The organism is Flavobacterium sp. (genome assembly GCF_031381455.1).
GTDB lineage: Bacteria > Bacteroidota > Bacteroidia > Flavobacteriales > Flavobacteriaceae > Flavobacterium.
The window spans coordinates 24,426-46,315 of record NZ_JANMXZ010000009.1 but is presented as its reverse complement, the minus strand read 5'-3'; the positions used below and the strand labels follow the sequence as shown (position 1 = coordinate 46,315).

24 protein-coding genes, 3 tRNA genes and 1 riboswitch are annotated in these 21,890 nt (G+C 33.8%); of the genes, 17 read left to right on the top strand and 10 right to left on the bottom strand.

Going from position 1 to position 21,890, the window contains the following annotated elements:
* Positions 1-162: 162 nt before the first annotated feature.
* Together RMN97_RS03120 and RMN97_RS03115 are read left to right on the top strand one after the other, a co-directional pair.
* On the top strand, positions 163-486 hold the full coding sequence (locus RMN97_RS03120; RefSeq protein WP_309613065.1) for a helix-turn-helix domain-containing protein: 324 nt from the start codon (positions 163-165) through the stop codon (positions 484-486).
* Positions 483-1,310 carry an IS3 family transposase gene (locus RMN97_RS03115; RefSeq protein WP_309613068.1) on the top strand — a complete coding sequence of 276 codons (828 nt, stop codon included), beginning with the start codon at positions 483-485 and terminating at the stop codon, positions 1,308-1,310. Before RMN97_RS03120 ends, RMN97_RS03115 begins: the two co-directional genes overlap by 4 nt.
* A gap of 61 nt (positions 1,311-1,371) precedes the next feature.
* Here RMN97_RS03115 and RMN97_RS03110 read toward each other — a convergent pair whose 3' ends face one another.
* Positions 1,372-2,430, bottom strand: a complete 1,059-nt coding sequence (locus RMN97_RS03110) for an FKBP-type peptidylprolyl isomerase (protein ID WP_309613064.1) — start codon at positions 2,428-2,430, stop codon at positions 1,372-1,374.
* Between the two features lie 79 nt (positions 2,431-2,509).
* On the opposite strand from RMN97_RS03110, the gene RMN97_RS03105 reads away from it, so the two are divergent.
* The gene (locus RMN97_RS03105) at positions 2,510-2,893 is read left to right on the top strand and encodes a S4 domain-containing protein (RefSeq protein WP_309613063.1); all 384 of its coding nucleotides are present in this window, start codon (positions 2,510-2,512) and stop codon (positions 2,891-2,893) included.
* Positions 2,894-2,987: 94 nt separating this feature from the next.
* Complete coding sequence (locus RMN97_RS03100) at positions 2,988-3,485, top strand: phosphoribosyltransferase family protein (RefSeq protein WP_309613062.1); 498 nt, start codon at positions 2,988-2,990, stop codon at positions 3,483-3,485.
* On the opposite strand, the gene RMN97_RS03095 is transcribed toward RMN97_RS03100, so the two are convergent.
* Entirely contained in the window at positions 3,477-3,995 is a 519-nt protein-coding gene (locus tag RMN97_RS03095; protein ID WP_309613061.1) for a shikimate kinase, read from the bottom strand. The two genes, RMN97_RS03100 and RMN97_RS03095, sit on opposite strands and share 9 nt — an antisense overlap.
* A gap of 181 nt (positions 3,996-4,176) precedes the next feature.
* Between RMN97_RS03095 and RMN97_RS03090 the strand changes: the two genes are divergently transcribed.
* The 7 genes from RMN97_RS03090 (at position 4,177) to RMN97_RS03060 (ending at position 8,565) form a co-directional block, all read left to right on the top strand.
* Positions 4,177-4,249 (top strand) — tRNA-Lys (locus tag RMN97_RS03090).
* 25 nt (positions 4,250-4,274) lie between these two features.
* A tRNA-Lys gene (locus RMN97_RS03085) sits at positions 4,275-4,347 on the top strand.
* A 41-nt stretch (positions 4,348-4,388) separates the two neighbouring features.
* Positions 4,389-4,471, top strand: a tRNA-Leu gene (locus RMN97_RS03080).
* Positions 4,472-4,854: 383 nt separating this feature from the next.
* Positions 4,855-5,751 carry a MerR family transcriptional regulator gene (locus tag RMN97_RS03075; RefSeq protein WP_309613060.1) on the top strand — a complete coding sequence of 299 codons (897 nt, stop codon included), beginning with the start codon at positions 4,855-4,857 and terminating at the stop codon, positions 5,749-5,751.
* Positions 5,752-5,803: 52 nt separating this feature from the next.
* Complete coding sequence (locus RMN97_RS03070) at positions 5,804-7,264, top strand: phytoene desaturase family protein (RefSeq protein ID WP_309613059.1); 1,461 nt, start codon at positions 5,804-5,806, stop codon at positions 7,262-7,264.
* Positions 7,265-7,277: 13 nt separating this feature from the next.
* On the top strand, positions 7,278-8,117 hold the full coding sequence (locus RMN97_RS03065) for a phytoene/squalene synthase family protein (RefSeq protein ID WP_309613058.1): 840 nt from the start codon (positions 7,278-7,280) through the stop codon (positions 8,115-8,117).
* Positions 8,118-8,121: 4 nt separating this feature from the next.
* Complete coding sequence (locus RMN97_RS03060; protein ID WP_309613057.1) at positions 8,122-8,565, top strand: sterol desaturase family protein; 444 nt, start codon at positions 8,122-8,124, stop codon at positions 8,563-8,565.
* A 47-nt stretch (positions 8,566-8,612) separates the two neighbouring features.
* Here the strand turns inward: RMN97_RS03060 and RMN97_RS03055 are convergent, their stop codons facing one another.
* The 4 genes from RMN97_RS03055 to RMN97_RS03040 are packed head-to-tail and all read right to left on the bottom strand — an operon-like array spanning position 8,613 to position 10,657.
* On the bottom strand, positions 8,613-9,149 hold the full coding sequence (locus RMN97_RS03055; protein ID WP_309613056.1) for a DUF4252 domain-containing protein: 537 nt from the start codon (positions 9,147-9,149) through the stop codon (positions 8,613-8,615).
* A 6-nt stretch (positions 9,150-9,155) separates the two neighbouring features.
* Positions 9,156-9,686 (bottom strand): DUF4252 domain-containing protein, encoded by a 531-nt coding sequence (locus RMN97_RS03050; RefSeq protein WP_309613055.1) that lies wholly within the window; start codon positions 9,684-9,686, stop codon positions 9,156-9,158.
* A 13-nt stretch (positions 9,687-9,699) separates the two neighbouring features.
* Positions 9,700-10,161, bottom strand: coding sequence for a hypothetical protein (locus RMN97_RS03045; protein ID WP_309613054.1), 462 nt, complete (start codon positions 10,159-10,161; stop codon positions 9,700-9,702).
* On the bottom strand, positions 10,148-10,657 hold the full coding sequence (locus tag RMN97_RS03040; RefSeq protein WP_309613053.1) for a sigma-70 family RNA polymerase sigma factor: 510 nt from the start codon (positions 10,655-10,657) through the stop codon (positions 10,148-10,150). The genes RMN97_RS03045 and RMN97_RS03040 overlap by 14 nt, the downstream gene beginning before the upstream one ends.
* Positions 10,658-10,778: 121 nt before the next feature.
* On the opposite strand from RMN97_RS03040, the gene RMN97_RS03035 reads away from it, so the two are divergent.
* Positions 10,779-12,194: a S41 family peptidase gene (locus RMN97_RS03035; protein ID WP_309613052.1), complete on the top strand. Its 1,416-nt coding sequence runs from the start codon at positions 10,779-10,781 to the stop codon at positions 12,192-12,194.
* Positions 12,195-12,272: 78 nt separating this feature from the next.
* Here the strand turns inward: RMN97_RS03035 and RMN97_RS03030 are convergent, their stop codons facing one another.
* Together RMN97_RS03030 and RMN97_RS03025 are read right to left on the bottom strand one after the other, a co-directional pair.
* On the bottom strand, positions 12,273-12,431 hold the full coding sequence (locus RMN97_RS03030; RefSeq protein ID WP_309613051.1) for a hypothetical protein: 159 nt from the start codon (positions 12,429-12,431) through the stop codon (positions 12,273-12,275).
* A gap of 121 nt (positions 12,432-12,552) precedes the next feature.
* Positions 12,553-14,493, bottom strand: a complete 1,941-nt coding sequence (locus RMN97_RS03025) for a TonB-dependent receptor plug domain-containing protein (RefSeq protein ID WP_309613050.1) — start codon at positions 14,491-14,493, stop codon at positions 12,553-12,555.
* 80 nt (positions 14,494-14,573) lie between these two features.
* Positions 14,574-14,906: riboswitch (cobalamin riboswitch) on the bottom strand.
* 48 nt (positions 14,907-14,954) lie between these two features.
* On the opposite strand from RMN97_RS03025, the gene RMN97_RS03020 reads away from it, so the two are divergent.
* From RMN97_RS03020 to RMN97_RS03010, 3 genes are read left to right on the top strand one after another with little or no spacing between them, the layout of a single operon-like run.
* Complete coding sequence (locus RMN97_RS03020; RefSeq protein WP_309613049.1) at positions 14,955-16,091, top strand: ABC transporter substrate-binding protein; 1,137 nt, start codon at positions 14,955-14,957, stop codon at positions 16,089-16,091.
* 28 nt (positions 16,092-16,119) lie between these two features.
* Positions 16,120-17,148 (top strand): iron ABC transporter permease, encoded by a 1,029-nt coding sequence (locus RMN97_RS03015; protein ID WP_309613048.1) that lies wholly within the window; start codon positions 16,120-16,122, stop codon positions 17,146-17,148.
* Complete coding sequence (locus RMN97_RS03010) at positions 17,148-17,933, top strand: ABC transporter ATP-binding protein (protein ID WP_309613047.1); 786 nt, start codon at positions 17,148-17,150, stop codon at positions 17,931-17,933. Before RMN97_RS03015 ends, RMN97_RS03010 begins: the two co-directional genes overlap by 1 nt.
* 146 nt (positions 17,934-18,079) lie before the next feature.
* Here RMN97_RS03010 and RMN97_RS03005 read toward each other — a convergent pair whose 3' ends face one another.
* Together RMN97_RS03005 and RMN97_RS03000 are read right to left on the bottom strand one after the other, a co-directional pair.
* Entirely contained in the window at positions 18,080-18,544 is a 465-nt protein-coding gene (locus RMN97_RS03005) for a tRNA (cytidine(34)-2'-O)-methyltransferase (protein WP_309613046.1), read from the bottom strand.
* 132 nt (positions 18,545-18,676) lie between these two features.
* Positions 18,677-19,243, bottom strand: coding sequence for a pseudouridine synthase (locus tag RMN97_RS03000; RefSeq protein WP_309613067.1), 567 nt, complete (start codon positions 19,241-19,243; stop codon positions 18,677-18,679).
* An 83-nt stretch (positions 19,244-19,326) separates the two neighbouring features.
* Here RMN97_RS03000 and rmuC point away from each other — a divergent pair, with 83 nt between their 5' ends.
* Both rmuC and RMN97_RS02990 read left to right on the top strand, forming a co-directional pair.
* The gene (gene rmuC / locus RMN97_RS02995; protein WP_309613045.1) at positions 19,327-20,655 is read left to right on the top strand and encodes a DNA recombination protein RmuC; all 1,329 of its coding nucleotides are present in this window, start codon (positions 19,327-19,329) and stop codon (positions 20,653-20,655) included.
* A gap of 120 nt (positions 20,656-20,775) precedes the next feature.
* Positions 20,776-21,870, top strand: a complete 1,095-nt coding sequence (locus tag RMN97_RS02990) for a hypothetical protein (RefSeq protein WP_309613044.1) — start codon at positions 20,776-20,778, stop codon at positions 21,868-21,870.
* Positions 21,871-21,890: the final 20 nt, after the last annotated feature.

The following is a 21,890-nucleotide window of genomic DNA, read 5'->3' as shown; positions in this document are numbered from 1 at the left end:
TGTGTAAAATTAATTATCGAATAGGATCATTCCTGTGAATTGGTTTCAGTGCAAAAAGGCGTTCATGAAACGATTATTCGTATGTAGTTAAAGTTTTACAATGCTTATGGCCTGGATGGTTTATTGCCAAGAAAAAATCAGGATTATTCTATTGATTTTAAATTGAAGGTTTTAAAAGCTATTACTGAGCAACATCTATCATTGCTCCAAGCTTATGTAAAATTTAATATTCCCACACGGAGTATCATTGCAAAATGGCAAAGAGATTTTACTAACTTTGGGATTGAAGGTTTAACTAAAAAACCTAAAGGCAGACCAAAATCTATGAATAATTTTAAACGAAAAAAACGTAAATCAGACAAACCTCAAACCCGAGAAGAAGAACTTCTTTTAGAGAATGAAGCATTGCGTTGTGAAAATGCTTTGCTAAAAAAGTTACAAGCCTTAATTCAAGCCGAAGAAGAAGCCAAAAAGCGCAAGCTATAATAGAGTTAAGGCATGATTTTGATTTAAATCTCCTTTTAAGTCAGAATAATATAGCACGAAGTAGTTTTTATTACCATCAAAAGCAAGGTAAATTACCTGATAAATATAAAACAATTAAAGAATTGATTAAATCCATTTATCAGCAGCACAAAGGGCGTTATGGTTATAGAAGAATCACAGACGAACTTAATAATAAAGGAATAATTATCAATTATAAAACGGTTTTAAGATTAATGAACCTATTAGGGTTAAAGAGCGTTATAAGAATCAAAAAATACAATTCTTATAAAGGAGAACAGGGCAAAATTGCTCCAAATATTTTAGAACGCAATTTTAAAGCAACAGCACCAAATCAAAAATGGGCTGCTGAATTTAATGTGTCTGGAAAGAAATTATATTTATCACCAATAATTGACTTGTTTAACCAAGAAATTATAAGTTATGAACTAACGGAAAGACCAGTGTTTAATCAAGTGGCGATGATGCTTAAAAAAGCTTTTAAGAAAATACCAAATAATACCAATCTCACTTTACACTCTGATCAAGGCTGGCAATATCAAATGAAACAATATCAATATTTATTAAAGCAGAAAGGAATTACTCAAAGTATGTCAAGAAAAGGAAATTGTTTGGATAATGCTATAATTGAAAACTTCTTTGGAATATTAAAATCAGAACTCTTTTACATACAGAAATTTGCAAGTGTTGAAGAACTAAAGTATGAAATCAAACAATATATCAACTATTACAATAACGAAAGAATTAAATCAAATTTAAACAAAATGAGCCCGATACAATATCGAGCTCATTATTATCAAAATTAATTATAAATTTGTCTAAAATTTTGGGTGCAGTCTAAATTGAACAGGATTTTTTATGAATTAATTATGGTTGATAATGACAACTTGGATCTAAATATTTTTTCTTTCCATTTCCTGAGCCACCACAAGTTGGAATATCTGCAAAAGGATAGGATTGCCCTGTTATAGGATTTTTTATTTCGCTTTTGGTAGTATAGAAATCCCCATCATCATCCACATCGAGAAAATCAGGAACTTCGTCGCCATCTGTGTCATCAGGATTTACTATACCTGCTGCCATATTATAAACATATCCATCAGGAACACCATTAATTACAGTAACAGTACCATCACTATTTACAGTTGAAGTTGCCAAGTCTTCTTGATAGGTATAAATTCCATCAGCATCTTGATCCATTCTTTGAATTTCATATAATTTGAAACTAAATATAAGTGGCGAATATGCTGGGATTCCTCCAGTTGAAGTACCGTAATAACCTACTCCAGATGGAAGAAACATTACTCCGGCTCCAAAATCATAATACGATGTTGTGCCATCCGGATTTCCTGAATAGCTTCCGGTTTTGAACTGTGGAAAAATTTCGCTCCAACCTCTAATAACACCTGTTAAACTAAAATAGTTTTGTGGATCAATTGATTCTTCAAACTCAGTAGATTTTATTGTTGTAGTTGATACCGGCGGAGTTCCTTCGGTTACGGTATTGCTATAAATATATTCTCCTCTGTAAGACGTTAGTACTCTATCCACATTACATGGTGACTTACTGGTTGCACCTGAACCTTGTCTTAATTGAATATAATAAATTTTATAAGTAACATCAACATCGTTTTGTTTAACGGTAACATATCTTGTTAGTATTGGATAAGTTGTTTGATCCCAAATCGAAGTTTGCATTCCTCCTAAAGGGATTAAAGTAAAAGTTACGTCTTGATCATTTGTAGCTCCGGGATTATTAACTACTTCCATATAATGCGTATGCATGTAGGTTTCGATATTGGCTAAATCTTTTGTGTATTGCTCTGTAAAATCGCGAAGAGGTTCTGGACTACTATCGTTTTTAGAACAAGAAACAACAGTTAAACCCATAGAAAAAAGAAATATAATTTTGAAAAAATTATTCATTATTGTTTGAATTTTAAGCCCGCAATATACAATATTGATTTATTTTTGTGAACAATTTAACGTTGATTTTGGAAAAAAAATGAGAGTAGATAAATATTTATGGTGTGTTCGTTATTACAAAACCCGAAACATGGTTACGGAAGCTTGCCGCAAAAATCAAATCACCGTTAATGGTCAAGTTGCAAAGGCTTCTAGAGAAGTCTTCCCAATGGACAAAATTACCTTTAGAAAAGACCAGATTACCTTTTTAATAACGGTTCTAGACATACCACAAAATCGTGTTGGCGCAAAGTTGGTTGATATGTATCGAAAAGATGAAACGCCTCCTGAAACTTTTGCACATCTTGAATTGCTTAAACTTTCCAAAGAACATTATCGAAAAACAGGAACCGGAAGACCCACAAAAAAGGACAGAAGAGATTTAGATGATCTTGAGTTGGGAACCGATTCAACTGAATTATAATACTACTAACTTTTTTTTAATACTGACTAGTCCTAAATAATCGATACAGATTAATAAACAAACTGTTTTTTTATCTTTGAAAAAAAATAATGCAATGAGCCAAAATATAATTCTTAACCACTTGGAAATAGATCACAAAATCAAAAGAATAGCCTATCAAATTTACGAGACCTTTTCTGAAGAAAACGAAGTGATTATAGCTGGCATTGCAAATAATGGTTATGTTTTTGCAGAAAAAATAGGCGCCGTTTTAAAAACCATCTCAAGTTTAAAAGTTACCTTATGTGAGGTTAAGATTGACAAACAAAATCCTTCTGCCAAAATCACGACTTCAATTCCAAAGGAAATATACACAAACAAAAGTATAGTCTTGGTCGATGACGTATTAAACTCTGGTACCACACTAATATATGGTGTAAAACATTTTTTAGAAATACCAGTAAAAAAAATTAAAACAGCTGTTTTGGTTGACCGAAATCATAAAAAATTTCCGGTTAAAGCTGACTTCAAAGGAATCTCACTTTCTACTTCATTAAAAGAACATGTACATGTTGTATTTGAAGACAAAAATAATCACGCCTATTTAGTCTAAAAACTGAAGTATTTCTTGAACTATTAGTTCTGGAGTTTTATTGTCGATGTTTACTTTAAAAGTGGCTTGGTTATAAAAATAACTTCTTTCAAATAAGTGCTTAGCAACAAATTCTTTTAATTCTTCTTCGGATTGATTGGCAACTAGAGGTCTCGTTTTCTTTTCTGAGATAAGTCTTTCTATGATAACCGGTAATGAAGCATTTAAATAAATCGAAATACAATTTTTGCCATTAAGAAGTAAATGATTATCAGCATAACAAGGTGTTCCTCCTCCGGTACTGATAATTAAATTTTCTTCATTGGCTGTAATTTCTTTGAAAATTTCATGTTCAATTCTTCTAAAGTAAATTTCACCTTTTAGTTTAAAGATTTCGCTAATACTTAAATTAGTTTTTTCTTCAATTAAATTGTCTAAGTCTACATATTTAAGCCCTATTTGTTTCGATAGCAACTGAGCGATTGTGGTCTTACCAACAGCCATATAACCAATCAAAATAACTTTCTTCATTACAATAAAACCTTATATATTAAGACGTTAACACCCTTTGTCAAAAAAAGGCAAATTTATAATAAAATTGCTTTGAAATATAAATAATAAGGTCTTATATTTGCACCCGCAATTAAGCCGCAAGGCGAATCACTGAACTCCTATAAAATAGACGCCAGTGAAGTGTTTAAGAAAAGAAAAAGACTCGATAGCTCAGTTGGTAGAGCACATCACTTTTAATGATGGGGTCCTGGGTTCGAGCCCCAGTCGGGTCACATTTTTTTTATTTAATTCGCTAAAGACTCGATAGCTCAGTTGGTAGAGCACATCACTTTTAATGATGGGGTCCTGGGTTCGAGCCCCAGTCGGGTCACAAAAGGTCGAACAAGTTTTTGTTTGGCTTTTTTTGTTTTAGGCCACGTGGAGAAACGGTAGACTTGCCATCTTGAGGGGGTGGTGCTCGTAAGGGCGTGTGGGTTCAAATCCCATCGTGGTCACAAATGAATAAAATAGCCAAAAAAATGTCCAAGATTTCTTGAGCATTTTTTTGGCTATTTTATTCTCAAAGCGGAGCTTTGTTGGGAAAGACGAAGTCAATCCCTTTGTTTTACATTATACTCTTCTACTGCTCGCTTGAAATCTTTTTTTTGGTGTCTTTTTATTCTCAATCCCGAAGTCTCGGGAGAACTTTGTTGGGAAAGACGAAATCAATCTCGCTATTTTCAATCCCGAAGTTTCGGAAGAGGTTTATTGGAAAAACGATTTCAATCGGATGGCTGTTAAAGTTTGAAAGAACAAATTCTTTTTTGAGTTTTTTTTATAGTTTTTTACACTTAGTAAAAATATTATGTTACTTTTGTTTATTATTTCTTCAGAAAAGATGAACAACATTAAAAGTACTTTTAGCATAAAAGATTTAGAGAATCTTACCGGAATTAAGGCGCATACCATAAGGATATGGGAGAAAAGATATAATGTTCTTGAACCCATGCGAACCGAAACCAATATCCGTTTATATGATATTGAAAACCTGCAAAAGCTTTTAAATATCACATTGCTTCATAATCACGGTTATAAAATTTCACAAATTTCTAAGTTGTCTAAAGAACGAATTCCACAACTAGCAAACGAAATTATATCTGATAAAAGTTTCAAAAGTCACGCGATTAGTTCATTTAAAATGGCAATGATGAATTTTGATCAGGTATTATTTATAAAAACCTATGAAAAATTACTTTCTGAAAAATCATTCCGTGAAGTCTTCTTCGATGTTTTCATTCCCTTCATACAAGAAATTGGCTATTTATGGCAAACTAATACTATTTCAATTGCGCATGAACACTTTATAAGTTACTTAATTAAGCAGAAATTATTAATCAATACCGAAAAGCTTCAAATTCAAGAACCCACAAAACATGATAAAGTCTTTGTTTTGTATTTGCCCGATAATGAAGTACATGAACTTGGCTTAATGTATTTAAATTATGAAATACAATTTAATGGTTACAAAACAATATATTTGGGAGAAAGTGTACCAATTGGGAGTCTGAAAGATGTAAAAAAATATTTTGACAATATAATTTATGTTTGTTATATGACTGTTGAGCCCAACAAATCAATGGTTAATGAGTATATAAAAGAAGTCAAAAAAGATCTGCTAACCGACAATTCGGAATTTTGGGCTATTGGTAGAATGGTAGAAAGCATTGATAAAAAATTATGCACTGACGCTATTTTAACCTTTACCTCTATGAAAAATTTGACGGACAATATATAATTGTTAAAACGTTTTTTTATTGTTTAGCTTTTATTTACTTTTGTTAAACAATATGAAAAAAGAAATCAAAATTATCGGCTCCGGATTTTCGTCACTTGCTGCTTCCTGTTATTTGGCACAACAAGGACATAACGTTACTATTTTCGAAAAAAACACAACCATTGGCGGCAGAGCGCGGCAGTTAAAAAAAGATGGATTTACGTTTGACATTGGTCCAACATGGTATTGGATGCCCGATGTATTTGAACGTTTCTTTGCTGATTTTGGCAAAAAACCTTCCGATTATTATCAGTTAATAAAACTTTCTCCCGCATATCAAGTATATTTTGGAGTAAAAGAATTTGTAACCATAGCAGACAATCTTCCAGATATTATTACCACTTTTGAATCTATTGAAAAAGGGAGCGGACAAAAATTAGCGGGTTTTATGAAGGAAGCCCAAAGTAATTACGATATAGCTATCAAAGACTTGGTTTATCGTCCCGGAGTTTCACCTTTAGAGTTGGTTACTCTGGAAACAGCAAAAAAAGTAAATCAGTTTTTTGGAAACATCTCAAAAGACATCCGAAGAAAATTTAATAATCCAAAACTAGTCCAAATCCTTGAATTTCCAGTACTTTTTCTGGGAGCTAAGCCATCAGACACTCCGTCATTTTACAGTTTTATGAATTTTGCAGATTTTGGTTTGGGAACCTGGCATCCTAAAAATGGAATGTACAGCGTGATTTTAGCAATGGAAAAATTGGCCAAAGAACTCGGCGTAACGATTCATACAAACTCAAATATTGAAAAAATTAATGTTGATAAAGGGAATGCTAATGCTATAATAGTAAATGGCGAAATCGTCTATGGAGACATTATTTTAAGTGGTGCCGATTATCATCACAGTGAAAGTTTGTTAGATAAAAAATATCGTGCCTATTCTGAGAACTATTGGGAAAACAGAACATTTGCACCATCTTCGCTCCTATTCTATGTTGGTTTTGACAAAAAAATAGAAAATGTAGAGCATCATTCATTGTTTTTCGATGTGGATTTTGATGTTCATGCACGTGATATATACGACACTCCAAAATGGCCTGAAGAACCATTATTCTATGCCAGCTTTCCTTCTAAAACTGACAGCAATGCAGCACCAGAAGGAAAAGAAGCCGGGATATTTTTAATTCCGTTAGCACCTGGATTAAATGACACTCACGAGTTAAGAGAAACTTATTTCGAGAAAATAATTACCCGATTTGAAAAATTAACGCAACAAAGTGTAAAAGAAAATATTATATTTAAGGAATCTTTTTGCGTAAATGATTTTATAAAAGATTACAATTCGTATAAAGGGAATGCATACGGTCTAGCCAATACTTTATTGCAAACCGCTTTTTTAAGACCCAAATTGAAAAGTAAAAAAGTGAAAAATCTCTTTTTTACCGGACAATTAACGGTTCCTGGACCAGGTGTTCCGCCAGCTTTAATCTCTGGCAAACTAGTTTCGGAACTGATTCAAAAAAATCTTTAAATTACCAAACATTATGAAGTCTCTTTTTGATAAAATATCATTTGATTGTAGCAAAAACGTAACTAAATCCTATAGCACATCGTTTTCTGCTGCTGTAAAAATGTTGGCTCCAACTATTCGTCAAGACATCTATAATGTTTATGGATTTGTGCGTTTTGCCGATGAAATTGTAGACACCTTTCATGATTATGATAAAGAAGTCCTTTTCGAAATGTTTGAAAAAGATTTGGAAAGTGCTCTTCAAAACAAAATAAGTTTGAATCCTGTATTGAATTCCTTTCAGCATACTGTCCATAAATATGCTATTCCGCAAAGCATGATTACCGCTTTTATGAACAGTATGAAATTGGATTTGTATAAAAAAGAATACACAACAATCGATGAATTTAATGATTATATTTATGGCTCAGCTGATGTGGTTGGATTAATGTGTTTGAAAGTTTTTGTAAATGGTGATGAAAAAAAGTTTAGCGATCTGGAACATGCGGCAATGCGCTTAGGTTCTGCTTTTCAAAAGGTAAATTTCTTAAGAGATTTAAAAACCGATTATGAAGATTTAAACCGAACTTATTTTCCAAATACCGATTTATCCCGTTTGGACGAGCATTCAAAAGATGCCATTATTAAAGAAATTGAAGCTGATTTTGAAGCAGGATTTCAAGGGATTTTAAAATTACCTTTGGAGGCAAAATTCGGTGTATACACGGCTTTTGTCTATTATAAAAAGTTATTGTCGAAGTTAAAAAAGACTCCATCTATAGAAATCAAAAACACCCGAATTCGTGTGCCTGATTATCAAAAAATTGGACTTCTGGCAAAATGCTATGTTAATTATCGTTTGAATTTATTATAAAAATATGTTAGTAAATATTTTAGTTTTTATCCTTACGTTTTGCATTATGGAATTCATGGCATGGTTCACTCATAAATTCATCATGCATGGATTTTTATGGGTCTTGCATGCCGATCATCACAAGAAAGATCATGATTCTTGGTTTGAACGTAATGATGCTTTCTTTATTTTTTATGCTGTGGTAAGCATTGGTTGCTTTTTGCTTTGGCAAAATGGAATTTTTGAATTAGGACTTGCCGTTGGTCTTGGAATTTTTGCCTACGGAGTTGCTTATTTTATTGTTCATGATATCTTTATTCATCAACGTTTTAAACTATTCAGAAATGCTGATAATCTTTATGCAAAAGGCGTAAGAAGAGCTCACAAAATGCATCACAAACATATAGGGAAAGGACACGGTGAATGTTTCGGAATGTTATTTGTTCCGTTTAAATATTTTAAAAAATAAAAAAGTCCCATTTCTGGGACTTTCTGTTTATAACTAACCTCTAAAATTTATTTAATCAAAGCTTGTAATGGTTTCAATTGTTCCATATCTATATTGGAACTTTGCAATAGTGAAATCATGTTTAATATATTATTCGGATTCATATCGTTACCCAAAATTCTAACAACTGCAAAACCATTTTCTTTCTTTTTGGCAAAAAGGATAAACTCATTAATATGATTTTCATCGCCAACAAAACTTACCGATGCAGCATCTTTACCTGAACCTACTTTCATTAACTCCTGATATTTTTCATTCTTCAAGATTTGAGTCACTTTTTGACTTTCAACATCATATTGCGCTTTGTTTTTTTTATCCAAATTAAAAGCCAAAATATTCATTTTATCAAGGGAACCTAAAGCTGTTTTTTGTTCAGCTGTTAGCTTTGTTTTATCAATATTAATGATACTCGGTGAAACATCCAGCTCTATAAAACCTTTCTTTTCAGAACTTTCTACAAAATATTTTTGAAGCGTTGGTTCATTATTACAACTCGAAAGAAATAATGAAGCTAATAATAGTGCGAGATAAAGTACCGTTTTCATGGCTGATTATTTTTTCCCTTTTGAACCTTTTGATGCTTTTTTCAAATCATCGCCACCAGGTAAATTCATTTTGTCTGTCAAAACCGATAATTCGTTCAAATCAAAATCACCTATCAACGACATCAAAACTGTTTCTTCTTTTCCTGAACCTTCCACAAACATCATTAACTCTTTAATTTGTGATTCAGAAGCACCTGATTTTACATATATTTTGACACTTTTACCTTTGTCGCTTATTTTCATTAACTCCTCAAGGGTTGATGATTTTATATATTTATCTGAAGCCGATTTCATCTCGTCAGCTTTCTTGTCGCTTTGCGTTACGAAAACTCTCAAGTTGTCTAACTTTTTTATCAAATTCACATACTGTTGTGACTCTTTGTCTTTTACTTCCATTTTGCTCAAAAGCGCAAACATTTTTTTGTTAACCACAACTGAAGTTATTCCTTCTTGGTCTTCAAACTTGTCAAAGACGCTTTGTGCAAAAAATGTACTTGTGCTTAAAACTAATACTAAACTTAAAATTAATTTTCTCATGATTTCTGATTGTTTATTTTTTAAAAATTTTGTTTTTTGATTGTTCATATTCATTTAAATATTTCATACTTCCAATGCCCTTATTTACACTTTCCGAAATCATAGCCAACGCTTTTTGCGTTTCTCTGAAGGCTACTTCCGGATCATCATAAGTTCCCAAATCGTTTGATTTTAGTTGATTATAATTGTTGAATGTAAATAAACCTACGCCAAGTAAAACTACCACAGATGCAGCAACTGATAACCATACTACGCGTTTGCGTTTGATATTCCGACCCTTCGGAATTAACGGAATCGTTGCTTTAAATTGTTCTTGCTTTGCTTGAACTGCATAACCAAATATTGGTTTGTATTGTTCCAGATGCTGCGCAACATCTGAAGAAGCAAAGTAATCTTTCAATTCTTTTTCTTCTGCAATACTGGTTTCTGCTTCGAAGTATTTTTCTAGTAAATTTTCTATTTTATCCAATGCCATAATGATGTGTTTTTATCATTTTTTCTCTAATCGTTTTTCTTGCTCTTGATAATGCGGTGCGAATGGCTTGCTCATTCATTTCTAAAACTGTGCTCATTTCTTCAAACTCCATTTCTTCAATGTCTCGCATTTGAACAATTAGTTTTTGCTGTTCGGGCAAGTTGTTCATTATTTTCTCAACCCAATTCCAAGTGTCAGTGTCTTCCACTTTTTGTTGCAAACTCGCTTCTCTGTCGGTGAAATTATTGTGAACAATTTTCATGTTGCTCGCTCTTTTTGATTTCAATTGATCCAAACAATAATTTTTTGTCATCGTCATTGCCAAAGCTTCAACACTTCTGTATTCATCCAAACTCTCATTCTTATTCCACAATTTTACCAAAACTTCCTGAGTTGCATCTTCCGCTTCTTCTGTGCTAACGAGTAATCGTTTCGCCACTCGAAAGAGCTTGTCCTTAAAAGGATTCACAAGTTGCATAAACTCATTTTGGTTCATTGAAACTAATTTTGGTTATTGGTTGTTAGGTCAAGACGATGCATATTTTTATTTGTTACAAACAAAATAAAATTATTAATCTAAACTTTGTAAATTTACGTTTATTAAAACAAAAGCTGCTATGAAGAAAATTGTTATATCACTAATGCTAGTGTTGTTTGTCATTCCTTTTGGTTGTTCCGACATGGATGACAATGCGGTTCCGACTAGTCTTGAAATAAAAGACTTTGTTTGGAAAGGTATGAATTTATACTATCTGTGGCAAGCCGATGTTCCTGATTTGGCCGATGACCGATTTGCCAATCAATCACAATTGAATTCTTTTCTTGAACCTTTTGCTACTCCAACCGATTTGTTTAATGCGCTTCGTGTGCCTTCGCCAACAGATAGATTTAGCGTGATTTTTAGTGACTATAATGTTTTGGAAGGCGTGCTTTCGGGAAACACTTTAAACAATGGAATGGATTATGGGTTAAAGCACATCAACGCGACTACCGATGTATTTGGTTGGGTAAGGTATATTATTCCGAATTCTGATGCTGCTACTAAAGACATACATCGTGGCGATATTTTTTACGCTATTGATGGAATTCCGTTAAACGATGATAATTATCGTTCACTTTTATTTAGTAATAATGAAACCTACACTGTTAACTTAGCCAACTATAGTAGTGACAGCAGCGGTTTTGTTACTATTACGCCTAACGGACAATCGGTTACATTAACCAAAACGGCTTTGGCAGAAAATCCGATTTTTTTTAATACTGTAATCACACAAGGCACACGCAACATTGGCTATTTGATGTACAATGGATTTTACCCAAGCTATGATAACCAATTAAACACCGCCTTTGGCTCTTTTGTTTCGCAAAATGTAACCCATTTAGTTTTGGATTTACGTTATAACTCTGGCGGTTCGGTAAATACAGCTACCAAACTGGCAAGTATGATTACAGGGCAATTCACTGGGCAATTATTTGCCAAACAACAATGGAATGCCAAAGCTCAAACCTATTATTTAGCCAATAATCCCGCTTCGTTAGAAAATAAATTTGTTTCCGGTTTAAATAGTTTGAACCTCAACAAAGTATATATTCTGACTACGAAAGCAAGCGCCTCAGCAAGTGAATTAGTTATAAACTGTTTAAAACCCTATATAAATGTTGTTCAAATTGGCGATATAACTACGGGAAAAAATGTTGGTTCAATAACACTGTACGACTCACCTACTTTCGCAAAATCGAATGTGAATCAAAACCATAAATATGCTATGCAACCCATCGTGTTGAAAATAGTAAATAAAGATAATTTTGGTGATTATACTGCCGGAATTGCACCATCTACTTTATTACCTGAAAACTTGAATGACCTTGGTGTTTTGGGCGATATTGACGAACCTTTATTGAATGCTGCCATCAACCAAATCATCGCCAGCGGAAAAATGCCACCACAAGTTCCAAATGTAATTGAACGTGATTTTACAGATGCTAAAGCGATTAATCCGTTGAGAACGGAAATGTATATTGAACATAAATAAAAAAGACTCTCTTTCGAGAGCTTTTATTCTTCAAAAAAACATCTTTTGTCCGAAATTAGTCTGGAATCTTAAACTATTTTATCCTCTTCGTACTTTTCCTGTACCGTTTGTAGCACCGTTAGTTCCCGTTCTGTCAGAGGCGGTTCCCTTGTTTGAATATTGGCTTGCACATGAAAGCAACATCAATGATACCATCAATACCAATGAGCCTTTTCGAATGTTGAATAAAGTTTTCATAATCAATTATTTGAGTTATTATAAATTTACTTCCTTATAAACTCATAATCCTTATATATTTATACTTTAATGTTATACAATATCCAATAAAAAAAGCACTCTTTCGAGTGCTTTCCTTCATTTACAAAATTATATTTAACCCAATTTTGAAATTTCTTCCTCGAGTGGAATAACCCACATTCTCAACAAATTCTTCATTGAAAATATTAGTCGCTGTGCCAAATAGGGTCAGTCTGCTTTTTATCAATTCATATTTCACTAAAGCATTTACCAATTGGTAAGAACTTAATTTAGTTGTCACAACTCCAAAAGTATTTCCGTCAAAAAACGCATCGTTTCTTGCATCAAAATATTGGTAATTCACACTAAAAAGTGCTCTGGTTGTTGCTTGAAAATCCAAACCGCTATTGACTTTGTGTTTCGGAATTAATCGATCTAGCGCTTTGTCAACTTGCGTAAAAGTATAATTTCCGTTTAGTTGTAGTTTGGAAGTTACCGCAATACTCAAAGAAGTTTCTACACCTTTGGCTTTGGTTTCTCCGTTTACGTTGATATAGTATGCTTCAAATGTTGAAGAATCAAAATAGAAATCAATGGCATTCGTTTGGTTACGGAAAAACCCAACAGCATTCAATCTTACTTTTTTACTTAGTAATTCTGTTTCAAAACCGGCTTCAACCGTAGCATTTTTTTCCGAAGTTAAATTGGCATTGCCATATTCAGAGTACAATTGATACAAACTTGGCGTGACGTAAGCCGTGCTATACGAAGCCAAAACTTTCAAAGGAAATGAAGTCTTGAAATTGTATGATGGATTAACATTGTAAACAAAATTATTACCATAAGTACTATGATTATTCAATCGTGCTCCGGCATTAACGTTCAAACCAAAGTTAGAATTATACACCAAAGTCGTGTAACCATCAAGAATGTTGAACTTAGTGCTTTCCTTTTCGATACTGCTGAAAGGCGTACTACTCTTCATATCGTTAAACTGATAATTGGCACCCAAAATTACGAACAGTTGTTTACTGAAATTGTATTTATTAAATCCATCCAAAACAACACTTCTCGATTCATACAACGAATAATCAATAGTATTTAAAAACGTATTTAACTCTTTATAATCACGGGTAATTTTGGTAAAACCAGAGTTAAGTATAAATTCGCCTTTGTTGTATTTGTATTTTGGGGAAACTCCAAAACGGATTTGTTCCGAAGTCGTCATATTGGTATCCGTATCATTAAAACCTGTATTGTCAAACGTCAAATCGTAATCGTTTTTGATTTTATCATAATTCCCGAAGAAATCCAAAGTCAGTTTCTGTGTCGCTTTAAAACCCAATTTTGCCAAAAGGTTTTGCCTCGAAAAACTATCAGGTTCATAATTATCACCTTCAATTTGCGACATTCCTTTAGTCTCAGTACTGTTGAATCCGGCAAAATAATTTAGCTTTTTGAGGTTGCCATTTACTGAAAGTCCTTGGTTAAAATCTTGCCCTTTATATTTGTGATTATCCTCTGTATTATTCGAGCCAATACTTACATACCCATTGCCTTCGATTTCTTTTTTAGCCGATTTTTTCAAAGTAATAGTAATCACTCCTGTTGCTGCGCCAGTACCATAAAGCGTACTCGCCGCGCCTTTCATGATTTCGATTCGTTCCACTTGTTCTACTGGCAATAATCTCAAATCATACTCAAAACTGATTCCCGATGCATCCGTTACCGGAATTCCGTCAATCAAAATCAAAATCTGACGATTCTTGCCACCACGAATGTAGTACCCTAGGTTTTTTCCATTAGCCGATTGGTTTCCGTTGATTTCCATTCCGGCTACCTGACTCAAAACTGTTGCCAAGCTTTGCCCTGATTTCTTGTTTAAATCTTCAGCTGTGATTACTTCGATAACTTTTCCTGATTTTTCTTGTCGGAGTGCAAATTTGGTGTCCGAAATCACCACTTCTTTCAATGGATTCACTTTGGTAGAATCCAGTTCTTGCGCATAGACACAAGTGTTTAGCATAGCCAAAATAGCTACTGCTTTTACTGTTTTTTTCATTTTTTAATTCAACAATAATTTAATAATCTTGGGAGAAAAGCATAGAATTTACCCATACCCAAACCTCTTTTCCCGAAAGTTTGTTACTCGATGAATTAGGCAGGTCTCCTGGCTTGCGTCTTGTTGTTGACCTTCCCATTTGGATCCGGGATTTGGGATTAAAGGATTAAGGATTTTTAAATTCCTTATTCCTAACTCCTAATTCCTAATTCCACAACAGTGGTTTTGTAGATAACAACAAGCTTGATAGCTTACAGTTGCGGGAACAGCTCCAGACTTTGATTTGGGATTTGGGATTTTGAATTTAGGATTTAATTCCTAATTCGTAATTCCTAAATCCTAATTCTTCACTGGATTCCCTTTTAATGCGATTTTGAAAAACAGAAATCGCAACCTTAATTCGGGTGCAAATGTAAAGTATAAATTAAAAACAAAACAATACTTTTGCAAAAAACAATTCGATGAAGACCTTTTGTAATGCTTTCTTTTTGGCTATTCTTTCTTTTTTACTGGTACAATGCAAAAACGAAACAAAATCAGAAACTACTATTTCTACCAAAAATGAAGTGCGCTACGCCAAAGGCTTTTCAATTCAAAACTACTTTGGTTATTCGGTTGTAACGGTTAAAAATCCCTGGCCAAAAGCTACCAAAACCTATACTTACATCCTAAAAGAAAAAAACGGAATTGTTCCCGATAGTTTGAAACAAAACACTATTATTTCTGTTCCGATAAAAACAATAGTAGTAACCTCAACCACGCATATTCCGTCGTTGGAAATGCTTGATGAAGTCAATACGCTACTAGGTTTTCCGCATTGCGATTATATTTCCTCCGAAAAAGTACGAGCTCGAATTGATGCCGGCAACATAAAAGAACTCGGCAATAATAAGGATTTAAACACTGAAGTTATACTCGATTTGCAACCCAATGTTATCATTGGCTACGGCATTGACAACAAAAATCCCACTTTGGATAATCTTCAGAAAAGCGGTTTGAAAGTAATACTCAACGGCGATTGGAACGAAGAAACTGCTTTAGGAAAAGCCGAATGGATTAAGTTTTTCGGAGCTTTATATGGCAAACAAAAACAAGCAGATGAACTCTTTACCAAAATTGAAAACGATTATTTAAAAACCATAGCCATTGCAAAAATGGCCAAAACAACGCCAACCATTTTGGCTGGCGATATGTTTGAAGACAGATGGTATTTGCCAAAAGGAACCAGTTGGGGAAGTTTGCTTTTGAAACAAGCCAATAGCAATTATTTATGGCAGGAAACCAGTGGCACGGGAAGTTTATCATTGTCTTTTGAAACCGTTTTTGAAAAGGCTAAAAGTGCAGATGTTTGGATTACTTCCGGACAATTTTCTTCGCTTAAGGAAATGACCGATATGAATCCGCATTATGCTAAATTTGATGCTTTCAAGAATAAAAATGTATATTCGTTCAGCGGAAAAAAAGGAAAAACGGGCGGTATTCTCTATTATGAATTAGCACCAAACCGACCTGATTTGGTATTGAAAGATTTGGTGAAAATTCTGCATCCCGAATTATTGCCGAGTTATGAACCTTTTTTCTTTGAGAAATTACAATAAAACACAGATTTCACAGATTATTACAAATTTGAAAACTCAAAACCGAAATACACTTCTTTTTACAGCTTTGTCATTGCTGTTGCTATTGACATTGTTATTAAACATTTCAATGGGACAAGTTGCGATTCCGATGAAAGAAGTTTTCAGAAGCTTATTCGGTAGTCACGCTTCTAAAGAAACTTGGGAATATATTATCGTTAATTTCCGTTTACCTAAAGCTATTACTGCAGTTCTTGTTGGTATTGGACTTTCGATTTCGGGCTTGTTGATGCAAACTTTGTTTAGAAATCCGTTAGCCGGACCTTATGTTCTTGGATTGAGTTCAGGTTCGAGTTTAGGCGTTGCTTTTGTCATTCTTGGCGCCGGTTTTTTGCCTGCAGTTTTTTCACAATTTCTGCTTTCGTCTTACGGAATCATATTCGCTTCCTGCATTGGAAGTTCGTTAGTTTTAGTAATGATATTAATCGTATCCCAACGCTTGCGCGACACTATGTCTATTTTGATTGTGGGTTTGATGTTTAGCAGTTTTACAAGTGCGATTGTCAGTGTCTTTACCTACTTTAGTTCAGCGGAACAATTGCAAAAATATACGTTTTGGTCAATGGGAAGTATTGGCAATTTATCGTGGCAGAACATTTCTATTTTAGCGGTTTGCACACTTGTTGGATTATTGTTCAGCCTATTTTCTTTAAAACCTTTGGACGCTTTATTGCTTGGAGAAAACTATGCAAAAAGCATGGGCTTGAACATCAAAAAAGCCCGTTATAGTATCATATTCGCTACAAGTATTTTGGCGGGAAGTATCACGGCTTTTGCCGGTCCAATTGCTTTTATTGGTTTGGCGGTTCCGCATTTGGGAAAATTGTTATTTCAAACGAGTAATCATAAAGTTTTGTTTTTTTCGACGCTGCTTATTGGTTCCATCATCATGTTATTTTGTGATACGATTTCACAAATGCCGGGTTTTGATTTTACGTTACCAATAAATGCGATTACGTCTATTATTGGAGCACCGATTGTGATTTGGTTAATCGTTAAAAAGAAAAGTATACAGTAATGGATTCAAATAAAATCATACTTTCCACTTCAAATTTATCCATTGGATACCAATCCAAAAAGGGTGCAACTACTATTGCCGTAAACCTCAACCTGACTTTTGAAGAAGGAAAATTAATTTCTTTAGTTGGCGGAAATGGCATTGGAAAATCGACTTTATTACGAACGGTAACCGGAATTCAAAAACCGTTGGCCGGAACTGTTAATCTAAACGAGAAAGCTATTCATCACTACGAACCTTTAAAGTTGGCACAGAATTTAAGTTTGGTATTGACCGAAAAATTACCCCCAAGTAATTTATCCGTTTTTGAATTGATTGCTTTGGGAAGACAACCTTATACGAATTGGCTTGGCAAACTTTCAGCAGAAGATTTAGAAAAAATAAATCAGGCGATTGCACTCACGCATGTTGAGCATTTGCTTGACAAAAAGCATCACGAAATTAGTGATGGCCAATTGCAGATTGTTCTAATTGCAAGGGCTTTGGCGCAAGACACGCCTTTGATAATTTTGGATGAGCCGACAACACATTTGGATTTGTTTCATAAAGTTTCGGTTTTCAAACTCTTGAAAAAGCTTTCACAAGAAACCAATAAATGCATCTTATTTTCGACTCACGATATTGATTTAGCGATACAACTTTCGGATGAAATGATTGTCATGACCGAAAGTTCAGTGGAGCAAGATGATCCATGCAATTTGATTTCGAAAGGAATTTTTAATACGCTTTTTAGAGATTCATCAATAACTTTTGATGGTGAAAAAGGGAAGTTTGTTATTAGTTAATCTCAACCTCTGTTTTTCAAAAATATCACCTAAATTAATCTTTGAAACCATTAAGAAATTAAGTTTCATTAAGCCTTATTTCACTTAATGAAACTTAATTTCTTAATGGTTTAATTTTATAAAATTTCTAGCAATGAAACTGTTCATTAAACACTGCGACTGTTTAATGATAACTGCCTTTTTGCTTCACCAACTACAAACGCAACCGAATTGGCAATATTGTAACTGCGAATTAAATTCGACATTGGAATCGTTAAATGGTTTTCGAATTGAGCTAAGACTTCCTGACTCAAACCAACACTTTCTTTGCCAAAAACCAACCAGTCGCCATCTTGAAACTCGGCTTCATAAATAGATTTGGAGGCATGCGAACTCATCAGAAAAACTCTTGATTTATCATCAATTTTCTCCATCCATTCGACTACATTTTGATATTCGGTAACATCTAAATGCACCCAATAATCCAAACCCGAACGCTTTAAGTTCTTGTCATTAATTACAAATCCGAACGGGTGAATTAAATGCAAACAACTTTCGGTTCCAACGGACAATCGTCCAATGTTTCCGGTGTTGTTTGGGATTTCGGGTTCTACTAAAACGATGTTGAGCATATTTTTTAAATTTCAAAAAGCAAATTACAAATATCAAATAAATATCAAAAATCAAAAATTTAAACGTTTGGAATTTGAGTTTTAAGTTTTGGAACTTATTTGTATTTTGCTATTTATTATTTGTTTTTTATTTTAGAGTTCAAATTTGTTAACATGCAATACTTCTCCTGCTTTAAGGTTTTGCAAATGTAAGTTACCAACTCGGATCCTGACCAATCGAAGTGTTGGAAATCCAACTGCTGCCGTCATTTTTCTAACTTGACGGAATTTGCCTTCGGTCAACGTTATCGAAACCCAACTCGTTGGTCCGTGACGTTGATCCCGAATTCTTCTTCCTTCGCCAATGCTTTCTGGAAGTTGGTAAATGATTTTGGCTTCGCATTCTTTGGTTGTGTATCGAATGCCTTTGAAACCAATTTCGACACCTTTTTTAATTTGGGCAACAGCTTCTTCATTAATCATTCCGTCAACTTGAGCGTAATATTCTTTTTCGACGGTTTTGCTACGCACCATTTCGCTCATCATTCCGTCGGTTGTTAGCAAAAGTAAGCCTTCGGAATCTTCATCCAAACGGCCAATTGCCATCGTTCCTTTGGGGAAATTATACAATTCGCCAAGCAACTTTTTGTGTCGCTTTTTTTCATAAACGAATTGACTTAAATAGCCATGCGGTTTATGAATTAGGAAATGATGATGCATAGTTTTGATTTGCAACAAAAATACATTTTTGAAATAGTCAATTTCAATTTAATGCTTATTTTTACAAAAAACATAATCGTATAATGTCAGCTTCTTTATATATCATCTTCGCCTTCGTCATTGCTTTATTCATCGGAATTTATATCGGAAAAACACTTTTAGCTGCTAATTCAAAATTGGATAAAGCGTCGTTGGAAGAAAAAATAAACGGTTTGTTGCAGCAAATTGAACAATTCAAATCGCAATTAAATCAAACCGTTCAAGAGCGAGAAACTATTCGAACCGAAAAGGAATCGTTAGCCATTCAATTATCAAAAAAAGAAACTGATTTTGAAAATCTTTGGGAACGCAACAAAGAACAAAAGGAAGAAGTAGAAAAACTGCAGGAGAAATTTACCAAAGAATTCGAAAATCTGGCTAATAAAATCCTCGAAGAAAAGACCTCTAAATTCACCGAACAAAACAAAGAAAATCTCAAAAACATACTAACACCGTTGCAGGATAAAATTCAGCTTTTTGAAAAGAAAGTCGAGGACACACACAAAGAAAGCATTGATTATCACGCCGCATTACGCCAACAGATTTTGGGATTACGCGAAATGAACGAGCAGATGAGCAAGGAAACCCTGAACTTAACCAAAGCGTTAAAAGGCGATAGCAAAATGCAGGGCAATTGGGGCGAATTGATTTTGGAACGCGTATTAGAAAAGTCAGGTTTGGAAAAAGGGCGCGAATACGAAGTGCAACAAAGTTTTGTAACCGAAGATGGCAATCGGGTTTTTCCTGATGTCGTTATTAATTTACCTGATGGGAAGAAAATGGTCGTCGATTCTAAAGTAACCTTAACCGCTTATGAGCGTTATATTAATGAAGAAGATGATAGCGAAAAAGCACAGCATTTAAAAGAACATGTGATGGCTATCAGACGTCATGTAGATCAATTAAGCGAGAAAAATTATCAGGATTTATATCATATGGAAAGCCCTGATTTTGTGCTGTTGTTTATTCCGATTGAATCTGCTTTTGCTTTGGCATTGAATGAAGATACTTCGCTTTACAACAAAGCTTTTGAGAAAAATATTGTGATTGTTACGCCTTCCACTTTATTGGCAACTTTGCGAACTATTGACAGCATGTGGACGAATCAAAAACAACAGGAAAACGCGGTTGAAATTGCGCGGCAAGCCGGAGCTTTGTACGACAAATTTGAAGGTTTTGTAGCTGATTTAGTTAAGGTTGGAAATAAAATAAAAGACTCTAAAACAGAATATGACAATGCCATGAGCAAGCTTGTTGATGGTTCAGGAAATCTAATCAACCGAGTTGAAAACCTCAAGAAAATGGGTGCTAAAGCCAAAAAAGCATTGCCCGAAAACATTTTGCAAAGAGCCAATAAGGAAGAAGAATTGTAGAAATTAAACTGCATAATTTTTATTAAATTATTAATAACCAGATTTCACTTTTTAGAAATTGTGTTAATTTTAAGAAGGTTGTTAAATAATTATTATATTTGGTCTGCATTTCAAAAATCTATGAAAAAATATTACCTACTATCCATTGCAGTTCTTTTAACGTTTATCATTTTTATTTCTTGTTCTGACAAAGATGATGATTACATTCAGGTTTCTCCAGTTATAGTCAACTTAACTTTAGTTCCTTATCCGAAACTGTCGGATTATAATTTTTTTGACGGTGATATCAAGGATCAAATTCCTTCATTGAATGTGATTCCGTATGAACCTGCAAGTTCTCTTTTCACTGACTATGCTTCAAAAAAGAGATTTATTTGGATGCCGGCCGGTGTAAAAGCTGCCTATGTTGCAGACAACAGAATTCTTGATCTTCCAGTTGGAACTGTTTTGATAAAAACATTTTATTACACCACGATTCAACCAGGGAATGTAACAAAAATAATCGAGACTCGATTAATGATTAGAAAAAGTGATGGCTGGAAATTTTATGAATATGTATGGAATGATGATCAGACAGATGCCGATTTAGTATCAGGTATAGATTTTACTAATGGAAGTACCAAAAATATTACGTTTGCAAAACCTAGCGGCGAAATAATCACAACAGACTACAGAATACCATCGGATGCTGAGTGTTTTGCTTGTCATAAAATTAACGAAACTGCCACACCAATTGGCGTTAAACCACAAAATTTAAATCACAATCATACCTACGGTAATACAAGTAAGAAGATTTTACAAAAATTAGTAGATCAAGGTTATTTAGACAATTTTCCCTCTTCTATTGCATCTGCTGTAAATTATCATGACACAACGCAACCAATAGATTTAAGACTGCGTTCTTATTTAGATGCAAACTGTGCACATTGTCATCAGGATGAAGCTCGTTGTTATTATAGACCCGTTCGATTCGCTTTTGGACTAACAAATGTTGATTCTAATATTGGTATCTGTTTACTAGCAGATGAAGAGATAAGTCCGACTTTACAAAAAGTAATTACTCCCGGAAACTTTAACAAATCGATTATGCATTTTCGATTAAGTTCAAACGATGAAAGTGAAAGAATGCCTTTATTAGGTAGAACTGTTGTTCATGATGAAGGTGTTGCCCTTTTAGAAGAATATATTTCATCTTTGACGCAAACATGCAACTAACTTTTAAAATAATTTTATAA

Excerpts from the sequence above, each read along its gene's own strand:
- RMN97_RS03040 (WP_309613053.1), bottom strand. The coding sequence starts at position 10,657 with ATGAACCAAAATGAGTTTATGCAACTTGTGAATCCTTTTAAGGACAAG.
- RMN97_RS03050 (WP_309613055.1), bottom strand. The coding sequence starts at position 9,686 with ATGAGAAAATTAATTTTAAGTTTAGTATTAGTTTTAAGCACAAGTACA.
- RMN97_RS03035 (WP_309613052.1), top strand. The coding sequence starts at position 10,779 with ATGAAGAAAATTGTTATATCACTAATGCTAGTGTTGTTTGTCATTCCT.
- RMN97_RS03025 (WP_309613050.1), bottom strand. The coding sequence starts at position 14,493 with ATGAAAAAAACAGTAAAAGCAGTAGCTATTTTGGCTATGCTAAACACT.
- RMN97_RS03030 (WP_309613051.1), bottom strand. The coding sequence starts at position 12,431 with ATGAAAACTTTATTCAACATTCGAAAAGGCTCATTGGTATTGATGGTA.
- RMN97_RS02990 (WP_309613044.1), top strand. The coding sequence starts at position 20,776 with ATGAAAAAATATTACCTACTATCCATTGCAGTTCTTTTAACGTTTATC.
- RMN97_RS03020 (WP_309613049.1), top strand. The coding sequence starts at position 14,955 with ATGAAGACCTTTTGTAATGCTTTCTTTTTGGCTATTCTTTCTTTTTTA.
- rmuC (WP_309613045.1), top strand. The coding sequence starts at position 19,327 with ATGTCAGCTTCTTTATATATCATCTTCGCCTTCGTCATTGCTTTATTC.
- RMN97_RS03070 (WP_309613059.1), top strand. The coding sequence starts at position 5,804 with ATGAAAAAAGAAATCAAAATTATCGGCTCCGGATTTTCGTCACTTGCT.
- RMN97_RS03105 (WP_309613063.1), top strand. The coding sequence starts at position 2,510 with ATGAGAGTAGATAAATATTTATGGTGTGTTCGTTATTACAAAACCCGA.
- RMN97_RS03065 (WP_309613058.1), top strand. The coding sequence starts at position 7,278 with ATGAAGTCTCTTTTTGATAAAATATCATTTGATTGTAGCAAAAACGTA.
- RMN97_RS03045 (WP_309613054.1), bottom strand. The coding sequence starts at position 10,161 with ATGGCATTGGATAAAATAGAAAATTTACTAGAAAAATACTTCGAAGCA.
- RMN97_RS03055 (WP_309613056.1), bottom strand. The coding sequence starts at position 9,149 with ATGAAAACGGTACTTTATCTCGCACTATTATTAGCTTCATTATTTCTT.
- RMN97_RS03000 (WP_309613067.1), bottom strand. The coding sequence starts at position 19,243 with ATGCATCATCATTTCCTAATTCATAAACCGCATGGCTATTTAAGTCAA.
- RMN97_RS03060 (WP_309613057.1), top strand. The coding sequence starts at position 8,122 with ATGTTAGTAAATATTTTAGTTTTTATCCTTACGTTTTGCATTATGGAA.
- RMN97_RS03110 (WP_309613064.1), bottom strand. The coding sequence starts at position 2,430 with ATGAATAATTTTTTCAAAATTATATTTCTTTTTTCTATGGGTTTAACT.
- RMN97_RS03010 (WP_309613047.1), top strand. The coding sequence starts at position 17,148 with ATGGATTCAAATAAAATCATACTTTCCACTTCAAATTTATCCATTGGA.
- RMN97_RS03095 (WP_309613061.1), bottom strand. The coding sequence starts at position 3,995 with ATGAAGAAAGTTATTTTGATTGGTTATATGGCTGTTGGTAAGACCACA.
- RMN97_RS03075 (WP_309613060.1), top strand. The coding sequence starts at position 4,855 with ATGAACAACATTAAAAGTACTTTTAGCATAAAAGATTTAGAGAATCTT.
- RMN97_RS03100 (WP_309613062.1), top strand. The coding sequence starts at position 2,988 with ATGAGCCAAAATATAATTCTTAACCACTTGGAAATAGATCACAAAATC.
- RMN97_RS03005 (WP_309613046.1), bottom strand. The coding sequence starts at position 18,544 with ATGCTCAACATCGTTTTAGTAGAACCCGAAATCCCAAACAACACCGGA.